The sequence below is a fragment of the Phycisphaerales bacterium genome (assembly GCA_016699835.1).
Classification (GTDB): Bacteria; Planctomycetota; Phycisphaerae; order Phycisphaerales; family UBA1924.
Genome location: CP064987.1, coordinates 2,330,182 through 2,345,110 on the forward strand (window position 1 = coordinate 2,330,182; position 14,929 = coordinate 2,345,110).

Below are 14,929 nucleotides of genomic sequence, written 5' to 3' on the forward strand. Positions count from 1 at the left end.
AAACGCGGGTGCAGCCTAGCGATAGTCTCCGTCGTCCCAGGTCTTGAGATTGAGGAGATCCGCCGCGGCGATATGCGAGGCGTGACCGTCCATGTACATCGCGTTGGCGCCGTCGCCATGCCGATTGGGCGCGGTGCGTCGCCACAGCGTCGGGTCGCCCCCGGCCGTCGGGCCGTTGATGTTCGTCCGCCGACGGATGTCGTAGAAGATCGAGAGGTGCATGTCGCTCGCCGCCGTCGCCTGGTAGTTCTGCGACCGCAGATTGCCCGGATCGTCGGCGAAGCACGTCAAGTAGAGCACGTGCTCGGTGCGCGCGATCCGGACGAGTTGCATCGGCGCCTTGCACTCGGTCTCATTGGTGAGGAAGGTCGGCGATGAGCGCGTGAAGCGCACGCCGTTGTTGATGTAGTGGATGCGGTGGTCGTCGCGGGGCCGCGCCGGGTCACGATAGACATCCATCGCGTGGAAGCGATCATTCATCCCTCCAGAGTCGTTCTGGGCGTCGGCGCGCGGATCAAGAAACGGCCTGAGATTGAACGCCCACGAGATATTGAACTGCGCCCGTTGCCCTGGAGCCCACGATCGGAACCACGCGGGGACCTGGGGCACGCGCATGGGCAGCGCCTCGCTGTTGCCCGACTCGCGCGGGATCCATTCCTTGTACGTGTTCGCGTAGGTCTGGAGGGCGATCCCGATCTGTCGCTGGTTCGAGAGACACGCCGCGGCCTGTGCCGCACCCCGGGCCTTGGCCAGGCTCGGCAGGAGCAGCCCGATCAGGATCGCGATGATCGCGATGACCACGAGAAGTTCGATGAGCGTGAACGCGGGTGGCGCGAGACGGACGGAGACCTCTTCGCGGCTTGGGCGCGTGCGGGACATCCCACCATGCTATCACAACGAGGCGCCATTGGGGCACCACGGGAGAGGGCCCGCCCGGCTGGTCGAGATCGACTACTTGTCCGCGACGTTGAGGCTTCGCCCGACGCGACGCTTGCGGTTCATCAACTTCCGCCCGTTGGTCGTCTTCATCCGAGCCCGAAATCCGATGGCCCGCTTGCGCTTCACGCGGCTTGTTCGATGGGGATAGTGCATGGCGAATCCTCGATCCTGAGAACCAAACCGCCGGCAGGCCGCCGATGGGCCGAGACAATAGGCGATCGACCCCCGCTTCGCCACATTTCCACGAACTCACCCCATGTTGGGATTGCGAATTCAGACAGAAGTGGTACTCTTTCTCGGTCGATGTAGGGCGTGACGCGTCCGCTCGCACGTCGTTCGGATTGTGTTCGTTGGCCGGTGTAGGCCACGCGAACACCCAGAACGGATGGCGAGCCATCGCGTTGCGACCCGGTCCGGTCTCGCGTGAGTCACTCTGGCCCCACGCGTGGTCGAACGGGACGCCCCGGCAGGTGGGCATTTCGCCCAGCCGCCGGAGCCTGTCGCGGGCCTTTGCCCGCATTGGAGCGGCGTGATGGATTCGGAAACACTGCACGAAATCGAGACCCTCGTCGGGCACACGTTCCACGATCGGGACCTGTTGCGCCAGGCGCTCACCCACGCCTCGATCGCGCCGTCGCGCGTCGAGTCAAACGAGCGCCTCGAGTTCCTGGGCGATGCCGTCCTGGGCCTGATCGTCTGCCAGCGCATCTACTCCCGCTTCCCCGAGGCTCTCGAGGGCGAGATGACCAAGATCAAGTCCTCGGTCGTCTCGCGTCAGACCTGCGCGGAGATCGCAAAGGACCTCGGGCTGGACTCGCGACTCGTCCTGGGCAAGGGGATGCAGAACACCGAACTCCCCATGTCGCTCGGGGCGGCGGTGCTCGAGTCGGTGATCGGCGCGATCTATCTCGATGGCGGGTTCGACGCCGCCGCCCGGTTTATCCACAGCGTTGTCGAGCCCTATATCGATGAGGGCCGATCCAACGGGCACCAGCAGAACTACAAGAGCGTGCTCCAGCAGCACTCGCAGCAGGCCTTCGGGATGGCGCCGCTCTATCGCATCGTCGATGAGCAAGGTCCGGACCACGCCAAGTGCTTCAAGATCTGCGTGGAGATCCAGCAGCGTCGCTTCGAGCCGAGTTGGGGGAACTCCAAGAAGAAGGCTGAGCAGAACGCCGCCCTCAACGCCTTGCGCGAACTGGGCGTGGTGCGCGTCGTCCCCGGCGGCGAGGTCCACATCGTTGCCATCGGCGCCTGCTGATCACGAGTCACGGACGATCCGCAAGCGGGTATCGGAAGAGCGCCAGCGATGGCACCGGGGGATACTTGATGCGGAAGCGATAGCCGTGGAAATCGGCGTCGGTCCACCCCAGGCGCTCAAAGGCCGACGAGATGGCACGGGAATAGCGGGGCACCTCGGGAACCATCGTCGAAGGCGGGCACGAGCCGAGTTCGGTCACCTGCTCGCCCACGGGCAGGAGCGCCTTGTCGCGGTGCGCGGGCGAGAAGGTCTGCCCACCCGGGAGATTGCTGTACACGCTGATCGTCGGGTGGTGGGCGAAGGCGAAGTCCTTGTGGACATAGAGATCGAAGACGAGCAACTCGGTCGGCGTGCTCACGTGCACGAGGTGCTCGCCATAGAGGTCGTCCTTGGTTTTGTAGATCGAGTTGGCGCCGCGATAGAACCAGCCGGCGACGCAGGAGATCACGCCGGACTTCCCGACGGGGCCCTCGGTGAGTTCGATGCGATAGGTCTCGCCCTCACCGGGAATCATCCGCATCGGCGGGGTGGGCTCGGTGCAGAGATCAAGAAGCAGGGGGACCTCGCCAGTCTCCCGCCGTGTGTCGAGCGCCTCGAGGAGCGTGGACGCATTGGTGGTCCCGTCGCCGATGTAGTTTCGCACGCGCGCCATGCTCCACGCGACGTCCGTGCGGAGCCGCTTGAAGTCGATCAGCCCGCTCAATAGGGCGATGTCGAGTTTCAAGGGGTTGGTCGAAGGGGCCACGATCTGGGCGGCAATGTGGACGCGTGACTGCACGCCCCACACCGCCGATTGCCCGCGAAAGGCGAGTTTGCGCTGCGCCTCGCCGTGCTGGCGTGTCGCCTCGTCGGTCGAGTGCCCAAGGATGATCTTGAACGTCTCGCGGTCGCCGGCGTGCTCGGCGATGAACTCATCGAGCCGAACGAGCGACTCGCGCGCGGTCTCCACCGCCGTCCGGTCCGCCCCGCTCTTGGCGAGACTCCGCACAAAGATCTGCAACCCCGAACGTCCAGGCAAGTGGGAGACCGCGAGCGAGGGGTCGTCCTCACGCACCACCCTCGCGACCTTCCACGTCAGGCTCTTGTCCAGACTGAACCGCCGCGACAACTCCTGTGGCTGGGTGGGGTCGGCGCCTGCCGACGCGATCAATGCCGCGAGCGAGGATCGGAGCGAGTGCAGCACCGAGCGCGCCTCGTCGTGGAACTCGCGTGGCTCGTTGCTGGACAAGGCCGATGGATCGATAATGGAACTCACGGGAGTAGATTACCGCGAAAGGCACCCACGTGGGAGTATCTCTGAGAACTTTCTTCCGAGAAAATGCTCAAAGAATCGACTTTGAGTCCGAAAACGGCGGGTTTGAGTCACGTTATCGCGCATCCTGTGTTTGGATCATGTTCAACAGCGGGACTGGACCCTGACCTCCCGTTACTTCCGCCACGTTTCGTAATGGTACTTTGGCTTCCAGTCCTCTGTGCCCACGCCGAGCAACTCGAGCAGCGGCCATACGGCACAGAAGTCGTCCCCCGGGCCGAACGATGTCGAACCGGTCCGAGTGATCTGGTCGCCAGTACGCCGGAACGTGCTCACGCCGGGCATTGGTTTGCCCTCATTCTCAAAGCCCATGTCGCGCGCGAACGACGAGCCGGTCGTGCTCACGACGGGGAACGGCCACCCGCGATCGGCTGCAAACTGGGCGGCCCGGGCCGGATCATCGGGCGACGACAGCACGAACCCCGCGCGATCCGAGAGATGCCTGAACATTCCGGTGAATCCGTCCGCCCAGAGCGTGCAATACACGCACGAATGCCCCATGTTGTGCACGACGATGAGTTCGTTCTTCGCGCCAAAGAGATCGAGGAGCGTGACCGGAGAGCCTGTTCCCGCGGCCTTGAACGAGTAGTTATTCACGTTCTCAGCCGGAGCCTCGCGACGGGCCGCGGCGAGTTTGGATTTCAGTTCGCCGATCTGGTCTTCCAACTGGCGGATCTCATCAAGTGTGCTAGGCATTGTGGCTCCTTTCGCGTTCTGGAGTTCATACTACCAGTCTTGGCTGCATCAGCACATTCCCTTGGCGGTGACGGCATGCCGTGGTATCCTCTGGGCATGACTTGCTCGACGAATCGTGTCTGTCAGTACATCGGCCCTGGCACGATTCTGGCGGGGTATCTTGGCATTGTCGGCCCAGTGGTTTCCGTGGCCCAGGCGCAGCAGAAACTCCACTTCACCTATCTCTGGCATCTCGAGCAGCCCATCTATTGGCCGGACCGCCAGGCCTCGGGCCAGGATCGCTATGAGGTCGCGTGGGGGTCGATCCTCCGCAAGGACGCCGGTGCGGTCCACCCCTCGAATAACCTCCGCGACATCTTCGGGCTTGCCGACCGCGTGGCGGCGTATCAGTATCGATGCCGCGACGCCATCAACAGCATCCGCTGGACCAATGAGGGCGGCGCCCAGATCTCGTACTCAGGCGGGCTGATCGAGAACATCTCGTCCCTCGGCAACGCCAACCAACTCGGGTACTCGTCGGGATGGTACAACTCCCTCCGCGAGGCACGCGGCTGGTCCACCACCATCGGCACAAGCGTTCCTCGTTGCGATCTGGTCATCTTCCCCTTCCACCACGCGCTCATGCCACTGCTCGATGAGTCGGCGATGCGGAAGGAGATCCAACTCTACAAATCGATCTATCCCGACGCGTGGGGCGCGGGCGTGCCGCAGTCGGTTGGGTTCTTCCCTTCGGAAATGGCCTTCACCGAGCGGATGATCCCCATCCTCGCGAGCGAGGGGATCCAGTGGTCGATTGTCTCTGCGGAGAAGATCAGCCGGGCCTGTGCCGATTTCCCGGTGGTGTATGGAAGCGGCGGGATCAACTGCGATCCGCCGAATCTCGCGGACAAGATCAACCCCGCGCAGGGCGCAAGCGGCTACTACCGCCAGTCGATCGATCGCGGGTGCGCCCGCCGAGGCGTATCCCTTCGCGCTGACGCCCCGGCGCGCGCAGCACGTCGATCCAGCCACCGGCGTCATCAGTTCCATCATCGTTGTTCCCGCGAGCCAGTCGCTCGGCTGGAAGGATGGCTACGCCCCGATCGGCACGTCGTACTTCGACCAACTCAACACACGCAACGACCCGAATCGACCCATGCTCGTCGTGCTCGCGCACGACGGCGACAATGCCTGGGGTGGAGGGTTCTCGTACTACCAGGAAGCCACACCGAATCTCGTGTCGAGCGCCAATGGCGCGGGCTATGTCCCCACGGTCGTGCAGCGATACCTCAGCGACCATCCCGTCCCCGCGAACGACTTCGTGCACGTGGAAGATGGAGCATGGGTCAACGCCGACGGCGACTTCGGTTCGCCCCAGTTTCTCAACTGGAACTGGCCCCCCGTGAACGCCTCGGGACAGGTGGACATCGCGAACGGCTGGGCCGAGGACATCCGAAGCTGGGCGATCATCGTTGCCGCCCAGAATCGCGTGGACACCGCCGAGCAGATCTGGACCGACCCAATCGTGATGGGCGGCTCGAGCGGGAGCGTGAACGTCCGGAAGATTCTGTATCCCGATGGATCGACCAACGCCGTCGAGCGCGCATGGCACTACTTTCTCGGCTCGCTCAACAGCGGATACATGTACTACGGCACGGCGGAGGACTTCGAGGTGAAGCCCACCATCGCGTGCAACGAGGCCCTGCGGCTCGCGAATCCCGTGATCGGGAGCGGCACGAACGACCGCACGCCACCGACCGTCTGGATCCCGCAGCGCTTCCCGTGGAATCCAGGCTCGACCAACTTCGGGCCGGCACACGCCTATCAGCAGGTCGTGAACAACGGCGACTTCTGGATCTGGACCTTCGCCGACGACGTCTCGGGCGTGACGAGCGTCACGCTGAAGTATCGACTCGACGCGGACGGGCAGAATCCGCTCTCGAGCACACAGAACGAGACGTATGCTGGCGGCCCGGAGGTCGGCGCGTGGCAATCGCTCGCGATGACCAGGCGAGCCTTCCCCGCGGGCAACGTGTTCAACAGCCCGACGATCGACTTCTTCGAGATGCCCCAGGCGATCGCGGATCAGTACTCCGTGCAACTCACGGGGATTCGGAGTGCTCTGGTCGATTACTACGTCGAGGCGATGGACTCGCGCGGCAACGTGCGCAAGAGCGAGATCCAGCACGTCTACGTCGGTGATGGACAGGGCGCGGTAGGCGGCGGCCCGGCCGTTGAGATCTCGCCCGCGACACCGACCGCTGGGCAGAGCGTGACCGTGACGTACGACCCCGCGGGCCGGGTGCTCGCCGGCGCCTCGCAGGTCGCGATGCACTGGGGCGTGAACACCTGGACGCAGGTCACGGACACGCCGATGATCGCGGGCGTCGGTCCCGATGCGGGGAAGTGGCTCGCCACGGTCACGATTCCATCTGGGAACACCACGCAACTCGACCTCGTCTTCAACAACACGCAAGGCACATGGGACAACAACAACGGGCAGGACTGGCACTATGCCGTCACGCCCGGCGGCGGTGGGGGGGCGATGTGGGTGATGGATGGCGTGCGCGACCCGTCGGCCACGCTCCTCGGGAGCAACTCGGGTGTCTCGCTGTGGGCCGGGCTCATCGGCGATGATTTCTATGTCGCGGCGAACGACGCGGGAGAGGGGAATGACCACTTCATTTTGCTTGCACCTCAGGCGGGACCCGGCGTGCTCCGCGCGTCGCCCTGGGCCAAGGCGGGCCAGGTCGCGACGTGGGCCGCGTTCCTCGCCGACGAGAACGACAACGACTACGAGAGTTGGTTCGATCATGGCTCGGCGCGGGTCGGCGCGATGACGGGCGCGAACGGCGGCGTGCTCGAGGGCACGATCAACCTGCGGGATCTCTTCGCGCTCGGCTCGTCGCCGTTGCCGGAGGCTGTGTGGCTCGCGTTTGGCGCCTATCCGACCGCCGACGGCTCGTCGCTCATCTCCGGCGCGCAGATCGGTCCCTCGCTCGACTCGAACACGACGCTCAACGCCACCGAGTTCGTGCGAGTCGAGTTGTGCACGCTCGATCCGGCGCTCTGCGCGCCGGCGTGCGTCGCCGACGTGGACAACGGCACCGGCACCGGCACGCCCGACGGCGGCGTGACGATCGACGACTTGCTCTATTACCTCACGACGTTCAACGCCGGCTCGATCAGCGCCGATGTTGACGACGGCACCGGCACAGGCTCACCCGATGGTGGCGTCACGATCGACGACTTGCTGTACTTCCTGACTCGCTTCAACGCAGGGTGCTGAGCGCCGGCAGATGTCGAGTCAATTGGTTGAGTTCATTGATCGCGGCTCGGCGCAGGCGCCACCGGCGGGCACAACGCCACGAGCGTGAAGATCACGCACACCGTGCGCGACACCACCTGGTACGCATCGAACGGCGTGAGCAGCACCACGCCCACGAGCGCGAGCGATGGCCCGACACCATACCCCGCGAATCCCACGCGCCGAGCGCTCCGCCATGCGCCGATCCCGATCGAGAGCACCACGGGCACGCTGAGCGCCACGCCGATCACGCCTTGTGTCGCCAGCGTGTGCAGCACGGCATTGTGCCCGTGGCTATGTCGACCGTCGTTGAACCACCGCACAGCCCCGGGAAACGATGATTCGCCCTCATCTCGCACGAACGACGGATACCCGCCGATGCCCACGCCGAAGATCGGGCGGGACTCGAACGCCTCGAGCGACCAGTGGATCATGGCGTATCGCGCACCGTCGGCCGAGTTCGTGTCGCCGCCTGTGCTCGCCTCTCGGATCTCGGTCTGCATGCGCTCGAGTCGCGCACGGACGCTGCCGCCGAGCGTCGCGATCGCGATCCCGCCGCCGACCACGATCACGCCTAGCCCGGTGAGAAGGATCCGCCGTCGCGTTGCCTTCGACGCGGCCTTCAATGTCGCGAGGGTCACGCCCACGAGGATCACGCCGGCGCCCATGATCCATCCCGCGCGCGTGCCCGACGCCGCGATCCCCAGGATCGTCGCGATCGCGAGCGACCAGGCGATTGCCATCACGCCGACGCGCCGTCGACCGGATCCAGCGCCCAGCGCCGGGATCACATGGAGCGCGAGCGCCAGGGCGAGCACCTGCCCCGCCGCGGGGAGGGGCCACCACCCGCCGTTGCGATCCGGCGAGTGGTTGTCAAAGACCAGACTCGGCACGTCATACGCCAGGCCGATCGCCGTCGCGAGTTGCGTGAGTGGGAGGAACGCGAACCCGGCACACAACGCCGCGATCAGTTTCCCGCGGTCCTCGATCACCGGCCAGAGCATCGGGATCACCATCACGAAGCGGAAGTTCTCCAGGAGTTTGTGCCCGTCGCTTGGCACCGCCGACCACGCCAGGCTGAGTGCCTGATACGCCGTCAGCAGCACGAGCGAGATGAAGACCGGGAAGGCGTATGCCCATCGCGCGACCCGCCAGATGTCCCACAGGCGCACGACATACGTCACCGAGAGCACGATCAGCGCGGTCTCGGCATAAGTGATCGGCCACGAGACCAGGAAGCACCAGCCGAGCGCCGCCACGAGATGGGCGTTGTACCGCCAGGCCGCCATCCCGCGCATCCGGTCGAAGTCCGCGCGCATCCGGTCCGGATTCAGCAGGTCCCCTGTGAACCACCGCCGGATCCCGTTCCGGGGCTTGGTCAATTTCGAGTTCGCTGTTTGATCGGATATTGTTTGGTTCTGAGGCATCGCGGAGTAGTGCGGACGTTCCTTCGATGATCAATCGGACCAAAACCCGGTCTGAAAGGGCCGCCAAGCGCATCCAAACGGTCACAGGCCAAAAAGTTCGTAAACGAATCCCCGACTTGGCCGTATAAGTTATGGTGTCCGAAGGAGAAAAGCCCGGGCGGGATCGGATCGATCTCTGTGGTGGGCTCACTCTCGTGTGTGACTTTGGTTTGCGATTGGTCCGGAGGTCCCCATGACCGAGATTCAACGGGTCGTCAAGGCCGCCTCGCTCCGTCTCATGCTGATCGACGGGCTGCGTCGCTTCGTGGTGCTCCTGACCGCCGCGATCGGTCTCGCGCTCCTTGCGCGAGTAGTCGAGAAGGTCTTCGGCCTCAGCGAGGTCTTCGCGCCGTGGTGGGGGCGTAGCGTGATGATCGCCGGTGGGACCGTCGTCCTTGGCACCCTCCTCTGGACGTTCTTCGCCCGCAAGCGACACCTCGCCGTTGCGAGGATCGTCGATGATCGCGCGAACCTCCGCGAGATGCTCTCGACGGCGATGTGCGTCGAGCGCTCGCAAGAGGCGTGGGACCGCGTCGTGGTCGAGGACGCGCGTCGAAAGGCCGTCGGCGTGAACGTCAAGCAGGCGATCCCGCTGGAGAAGCCGCGCTTCTGGCCGGCGCCGATCGCCGCCGCTCTTGCCCTCTTCATCGCGTGGCTCTCGCTCCCCAACTGGGATGTTCTCAAGATCAGCGAGAAATCGCAGCAGGCGACGGCCCAGAAGAACCTCATCACCCAGGTGAAGGACGAACTCAAGGTCAAGGACGACAAACTCAAGGAGATGCTCGCCAAGGCCAAAGTGAATCTCGATCAAGGCACTGGCGACGAGTCCGAGGGCAAAGAGGGCAAGGAGCGCGAACTCGACCCCGAGGCTCTCCGCCGCAGCCAGGTCCGCAAGTTGACCGACATTAGCGAGCAACTCCAGTCGCTTCACGACAAGCAGTCCGAAGGTCCGGCTGAGGCCATGAAGAAACTCATGGAGCAACTCAAACAGCCCGGCGATGGCCCACTCTCGGACCTCTCCAAGGAACTCGCCAAGGGCAACTTCTCCAAGGCTCTCGCCGACCTCAAGCAACTCGAGGATCAACTCGCGGCGGGCGATGTCAAAGGCGACGACGCCGAGCAACTCAAGAAGCAGCTCGAGAACCTTTCCAAGCAACTCGAGAAACTCGCGGAGAACAAGGAAGACCTGCTCAAAAAACTTGAGCAGGCCGGGCTCGATCGCAAGTCCGCCGAGGAGGCGCTCAAGCAGGCAGCGAGCAACCCCGACGCGCTCAAGGATGCCCTCGACAAGGCTCAGAACCTGACCCCCGAGCAGCGCGAGAAACTCATGCAGATGGCCGAGTCCGCCTGCAAGGCTTGCGAGAACGCGGGGCAGATGGGCGAGGCCATGCAGCAGATGGCCCAGGGCCTGAGCCAGGAGGGCTTCTCGCAGGAAGGCATGGAGGGCGCCGAGGCGCTCGAGGGCGAACTCTCCGACGCCGAGATGCTCCAAAGCGACATGGAGAATCTCAGTGCCGCGCTCGAAGAGGCCAAGGAGCAACTCTCACAACTGGCCGGCGAGTGCATGGGCGGCTCGTCCGACGGCGAAGGCGACGGCCCCGGACAACCCGGTGAAGGCCTTGGCGATTGGAAGGAAGGCTCCTCCACGCAGATGGGCATGGGCTCGGGTGGCCCAGGCCAGGGCCAGGGCGCCGGTCCCGATGAAGAAGCCTCCGACTACATCACCAAGAAGGAGAAGGCCAACGTCCAGACGACGCAGGGCGCCATCATCGGCACGCGCCTCGTGCAGGGCAAGCAGGTGAAGGGCGAGGCGACGCAGGAGTTCTCGCAGGCCGTCGAAGCGAGCTCCAAGGCCGCCGCCGAGGCCATCGGCAACCAGGTCGTCCGCCGCGAGTTGCAGGACGCGGTGAAAAACTACTTCAGCACGCTGAAGCAGAAGGCCGACGCCACGGCACCGAAATCGGACTCGGACAAGAAGTAGCCAGACTCGTGCCCTCCTTGTGCGACCGTTCACACCGACTGCCATGGTGTCGGTCTGTGATACCAGAAATCCCGGTCATACGATCCGGTCTGTGTTGTCGAACACACATCTCTTGATGGAGCCATTCGCGTGATCCACCACTCTCACCAGGGTCGCACCCGTGTGTGGCTCTTGCCGTTCATCGCGCTCGTGGTGGCCGCTGCGGCTTTCGTAAAACTTCATTCGACCGATGGCGATTCGAATCGCGTGGTGCTGTACACCAGCATCGACACGCCGATCGCTAAGCCGATCATCCAGGCCTTCGAAGCCAAGTCCGGCCTGCGCGTCGACGTCGTCGGCGACACCGAGGTGACCAAGACGACCGGCCTGATCGAGCGGCTTCTTGCCGAGCGTGGTCGTCCCAAGGCCGATGTCTTCTGGTCCTCCGAGCCGCTGGGTGTGATCGGTCTTGCGCGCGAGGGGCTGCTCGAATCGTGGACGCCGCCCGGTGACGCAGACTCGGCCGTCACACGGTTCAGCGATCCGCAGAATCGCTGGCATGGCCGCTCGCTTCGCGCCCGCGTGATTGTCGTCAACACCCGCCGCGTCGCCGAGAGCGAGCGCCCCGGCACGCTCCGCGATCTCCTCGATCCCAAGTACATGGGCCTCATCGGCATGGCTCGCCCCGAGTTCGGCACGACCCGGCTCCACGTCGCCTCGCTCCTCGCCGCGTGGGGAGAGCCCGAGTATCGGGCGTGGTGCCAGGCGATGCGCGATCAAGATATCCGCCTGTACGACGGTAACTCCGCGGTCGTCCGCGGCGTGGCGCATGGCGAGATCGTGATGGGTCTCACCGACACGGATGACGTCGTCGCCGGCCAGCGCGAGGGATGGCCCGTCGATCTCATCTTCGAGAGTGTCGAGGACGACGTGAGCGAACTCACCTCGAATCAAGGTCACGCGTTCCGCTCCCTCGGTCCGATCACGATTCCCTGCACCGTCGGGCGGCTCAAAGGGGCGCCACACGCCGATGCGGGAGCGCAACTCGCCGCGTTCCTGTTGTCGCCTGAGGTTGAATCGATGCTGTCTTCCAGCGACTCGAAGAACCGACCGATCCTCGGTGAGGCATCACACGATCCGATGCAGGCGCAGATTCCCCTCGTGTCTCCCGTGGCGTTCGATGAGGCGGAGGCCCAGGCCATCTCCGCCGTACGCATCTTCCGTGAGATCGTCGAGGGCTCGACCGGCCGATAACGCGTGGATTCGTGTTCGTGAAGTCGAGTCCGACGGATTGCGAGGCGCGTGCCGACGATCGGACACGCGAGTCAGCAATCACTTCGGTTCTTCAGAGAACCTGCGGATCGGAGCGTCCGATGCAGGATTCGTGCATCTGTGGCCCAAATCAAGAATGGACTGGTTCCGCCTGCGCAGCCGCGGCGCGCTCGTCGCCGCCACCGTCGCGGTGCAGGCGATCGTCATTGGCGTCGGGGGGCTGCTCTCGTTCAACTACGTCTACGAGCGCACCTCGACACGCGTGCGCGATGAACTCGTCGCCGAGCGCCGTCAGGAAGCCGACCGCATCGCCGAGCGGCTTCTGAGCGATTTCCACGAGCCGATCGAGTACGGCTCGCCGGATTGGGCCCGGGCGCAGGACGTCATCGAGAGTTTCGCCGAACAAGCCGGCGTCGTCTATCTGCTCGATGATTCCACCCGCGTTCTCTGCCACCCGAATCTCAAGACCAATCCACGCCTGCGCCAGACGAGTTACGCCGGCCAGCCGATCCAACTCACCGATGGCACGAGCAACCTGACCCTGGGCGATGTCCGCCCCACGACGACCGTCGTCGGGAAGGGCGAGTTCCTCTGGGGGACGGACCTCCTCGCGATCCGCCACCTCCCCGAACTCCACGCGACCGTCGTCGTCCATCAGCCCGAAGAAATGACCGCCGACGCCGTCAACCGCGCGACCTCGGGCATGATCGTCATCGGCGGGATCTCGGCGCTCGTCGTCCTGGCGCTGACAGCCTTCGGCTCGGCGATTCTCGTCCGCCGCTACGACTCGATGCTCATGCGCATCAACCGAGATCTCGAGCAGGAGGTCGTGAAGAAGGTCAAGGCCGGACTCAACATCCGCAACTCGCTCATCTTCGGCCTGGCGAAACTCGCCGACTATCGCGACACCGACACCGGCAAGCACCTCGAGCGGATCTGCCGGTACTGCGAGGTCCTGGCGCGCGAGTTGAGGCCGATCCACCCCGAGATCGACGAGGCGTGGATCGAGCGTCTCAAACTCGCCTCGTCCATGCACGACATCGGCAAGGTCGGCATCCCCGACGCGATCCTTCTGAAGCCCGGCATGCTTTCCCCCGAGGAACGCCGCCTCATGGAGCAGCACCCGCTCATCGGCGCGGACACCCTCGTCGCGATCCGCAAGCGCACCGGCGACGACGACCTCATCAACATGGGCATCCAGGTCGCCCTCTACCACCACGAGCGGTGGGACGGCACGGGCTATCCCTTCGGGCTCGCGGGCGAGGACATCCCCCTGGCCGCAAGGATCTGTGCCGTCGCCGATGTCTACGACGCGATGACCTCCAAGCGGGTCTACAAGAACGCCATGTCGCACGAGGTGGCGCACAAGATCATCGTTGAATCGAGCGGCACACACATGGACCCGTCGATCGCCGTCGTCTTCGATCGCCTCAACACCCAGTTCGATGCGATCCGACGCGAACTCCAGCCCGATGGAGCCGATCCGGACAAGCCCGTGCTCCTGACCGCGGTCGAGCGCGCACTCAAGGCGCAGGAGATCGCCGCGAGCAAGTCCGCCGCCTGATGTGTGTGAGCGTCAGTCCAGCGATCATCGTTGGCTCGCGACCACCAGCACCACGACACCGATCGCGATCAGGGCAAGCACCACCGCGAGGGTGATCTTCCACCCGCTGTACGGCCGCTCCGCCGCGATCCTGCCGCTCCGCGCGTTGACGATGAATCGGAAGATCTTCCCGCGATACCGGTATGAACTGATCCACACCGGGACGAGCACGTGCTTGAATGTGATCTCCTGGTAATGCGGCGACATCGAGTGGATCCGCTGCTCGTCGCCGCCAATGTCGCGCCGGATCGTGTCCTCGATCATCCGCTCCATACGCCGCTGGGCGAGCGAGAACCCTTCCGCGAGCGTCACGGTGTAACTCTCGGCTCGGAACCCGCTCAGGAACGCGTCGTTGTACGCCACGACGTCCTTGGTGTCCCACGAGCCGAGCGACGTGAGCGTCTTCTGCGGCAGCGACCCCGTCGCCGGCACGAGCACGTCGTCAAAGACATTGAACACGGTCCCCGACGCCCAACTCCAGCGGATCTTGCGGACCTGTCGTGTTCGGGGCTGGGGTCGGCCGTTGACCATCGCGGTGTATGACTGCGTCTCGTAGTACGCGTCGCCGCGCTGTCCGGTGTAGGGCGTCGTCGTCTTCGCGTCGAAGGTCCAATAGGGCAGGTACACCCCCGAGAGCACCGACCCCTGCATCGACGACCCCGCGCCCGACATCGCCCGCCCGCCCGAGAGTTCCACGCCCGTCATGGCCGCCAGTTGTTTGAGGTCGCTCGGCGCGAACCACAGCCCGCCAATCCACTCGCGGAACATCGATTGCGCCTTGTCGCGCGCGATCCCGAACGGCAGCACACCCTGGGGCTTGATGATCCGATGGGATGCGCCCGTCGCGACGACGTTCGACCCGCAGAACGGGCACGCGGCGCTCGTGACGTTCTCCGGCAGTTCCACCACGGCGCCGCACGAGCCGCAGGGCACATCCAGGCGATCGACGTGCTCGGCGTCCTTGTCAAGGCGACCGAGCATCCCCTGGAAATCCTGCTCCTCCACGCCCTCGGGAAGTTCAGGAATCTCGTTCAGCCCATGGCAGTACGGGCACGTCAGGCTGTTCGTGCCGGGCTTGAACTCCAGTTCGGCCCCGCAGGACAGACACGGGAAGGTGGCGACGCTCATGGATCG

General features: G+C 64.7%; 12 protein-coding genes. 5 read left to right on the forward strand and 7 right to left on the reverse strand.

Translation table 11 applies throughout. The features are described from left to right. Nucleotides 1-15 precede the first annotated feature (15 nt). Nucleotides 16-879, reverse strand: coding sequence for a DUF1559 domain-containing protein (locus tag IPK69_09640; GenBank protein QQS08256.1), 864 nt, complete (start codon nucleotides 877-879; stop codon nucleotides 16-18). 72 nt (nucleotides 880-951) lie between these two features. Further along, nucleotides 952-1,092 (reverse strand): 50S ribosomal protein L34, encoded by a 141-nt coding sequence (gene rpmH / locus IPK69_09645; GenBank protein QQS08257.1) that lies wholly within the window; start codon nucleotides 1,090-1,092, stop codon nucleotides 952-954. A 379-nt stretch (nucleotides 1,093-1,471) separates the two neighbouring features. On the opposite strand from rpmH, the gene rnc reads away from it, so the two are divergent. Beyond that, nucleotides 1,472-2,200 (forward strand): ribonuclease III, encoded by a 729-nt coding sequence (gene rnc / locus IPK69_09650; GenBank protein QQS08258.1) that lies wholly within the window; start codon nucleotides 1,472-1,474, stop codon nucleotides 2,198-2,200. 7 nt (nucleotides 2,201-2,207) lie between these two features. Here rnc and IPK69_09655 read toward each other — a convergent pair whose 3' ends face one another. The 3 genes from IPK69_09655 to IPK69_09665 all read right to left on the reverse strand — a co-directional run bounded on the left by IPK69_09655 (nucleotide 2,208) and on the right by IPK69_09665 (nucleotide 4,831). After that, complete coding sequence (locus IPK69_09655) at nucleotides 2,208-3,428, reverse strand: hypothetical protein (protein QQS08259.1); 1,221 nt, start codon at nucleotides 3,426-3,428, stop codon at nucleotides 2,208-2,210. Nucleotides 3,429-3,626: 198 nt separating this feature from the next. Beyond that, nucleotides 3,627-4,208: a DUF899 family protein gene (locus tag IPK69_09660; GenBank protein ID QQS08260.1), complete on the reverse strand. Its 582-nt coding sequence runs from the start codon at nucleotides 4,206-4,208 to the stop codon at nucleotides 3,627-3,629. A 386-nt stretch (nucleotides 4,209-4,594) separates the two neighbouring features. Then, nucleotides 4,595-4,831: a hypothetical protein gene (locus IPK69_09665; protein QQS08261.1), complete on the reverse strand. Its 237-nt coding sequence runs from the start codon at nucleotides 4,829-4,831 to the stop codon at nucleotides 4,595-4,597. Nucleotides 4,832-5,052: 221 nt separating this feature from the next. Between IPK69_09665 and IPK69_09670 the strand changes: the two genes are divergently transcribed. Further along, a complete protein-coding gene (locus tag IPK69_09670; protein QQS08262.1) occupies nucleotides 5,053-7,476 on the forward strand; it encodes a hypothetical protein in 2,424 nt (807 codons plus the stop codon). A gap of 32 nt (nucleotides 7,477-7,508) precedes the next feature. On the opposite strand, the gene IPK69_09675 is transcribed toward IPK69_09670, so the two are convergent. Continuing rightward, complete coding sequence (locus tag IPK69_09675; protein QQS08263.1) at nucleotides 7,509-8,876, reverse strand: O-antigen ligase family protein; 1,368 nt, start codon at nucleotides 8,874-8,876, stop codon at nucleotides 7,509-7,511. A gap of 277 nt (nucleotides 8,877-9,153) precedes the next feature. On the opposite strand from IPK69_09675, the gene IPK69_09680 reads away from it, so the two are divergent. The 3 genes from IPK69_09680 (at nucleotide 9,154) to IPK69_09690 (ending at nucleotide 13,756) form a co-directional block, all read left to right on the forward strand. Next, complete coding sequence (locus IPK69_09680) at nucleotides 9,154-10,941, forward strand: hypothetical protein (protein QQS08264.1); 1,788 nt, start codon at nucleotides 9,154-9,156, stop codon at nucleotides 10,939-10,941. 129 nt (nucleotides 10,942-11,070) lie between these two features. After that, entirely contained in the window at nucleotides 11,071-12,174 is a 1,104-nt protein-coding gene (locus tag IPK69_09685; GenBank protein ID QQS08265.1) for an extracellular solute-binding protein, read from the forward strand. A gap of 154 nt (nucleotides 12,175-12,328) precedes the next feature. Continuing rightward, complete coding sequence (locus IPK69_09690; GenBank protein ID QQS08266.1) at nucleotides 12,329-13,756, forward strand: HD domain-containing protein; 1,428 nt, start codon at nucleotides 12,329-12,331, stop codon at nucleotides 13,754-13,756. A 24-nt stretch (nucleotides 13,757-13,780) separates the two neighbouring features. Here IPK69_09690 and IPK69_09695 read toward each other — a convergent pair whose 3' ends face one another. Further along, complete coding sequence (locus tag IPK69_09695; protein ID QQS08267.1) at nucleotides 13,781-14,923, reverse strand: hypothetical protein; 1,143 nt, start codon at nucleotides 14,921-14,923, stop codon at nucleotides 13,781-13,783. Between the last annotated feature and the right edge of the window lie 6 nt (nucleotides 14,924-14,929).